The sequence below is a fragment of the Streptomyces sp. XY431 genome, assembly GCF_001279805.1.
GTDB lineage: Bacteria > Actinomycetota > Actinomycetes > Streptomycetales > Streptomycetaceae > Kitasatospora > Kitasatospora purpeofusca.
Window position 1 is genome coordinate 1 of the sequence record NZ_LGDO01000341.1, and the last position, 393, is coordinate 393.

Annotated in this window: 1 protein-coding gene; it reads left to right on the forward strand. The window is 70.7% G+C overall.

All coding sequences use genetic code 11. The annotated features are described in order from the left end of the window. Positions 1-393, forward strand: a 393-nt coding sequence (locus ADK60_RS25230; RefSeq protein ID WP_159400578.1) for a condensation domain-containing protein, incomplete at both ends; no start/stop codon positions are given.

Here is a 393-nt window from a genome sequence, read left to right on the forward strand (position 1 = left end):
CTCCACCCCCTCACCACCACCACCGCCAAGTTCGACCTCTCCCTGCGGATCTCCGAGAACCACCACCCCGACGGCACCCCCGCCGGACTCACCGGCACCCTCGAATACACCCACGACCTCTTCGACCGCACCACCGCCGAACAGCTCGCCCAACGATTCACCCGACTCCTCGACGCCATCGCCGAGAACCCCGACCAGGACCTCGCCCGGATCGAGGTGCTCTCTCCGGCCGAGCGGGACGCGGTACTGGTCGACTGGAACGACACCGCCGCCCCCGTCCCGGCAGCCGTCCTCCCCGAGCTGTTCGAGGCGCAGGTCGCGCGCACCCCCGACGCCACCGCCCTCGTCTGCGACGACACCGTCCTCAGCTACGCCGAACTCAACCCCCGCGCC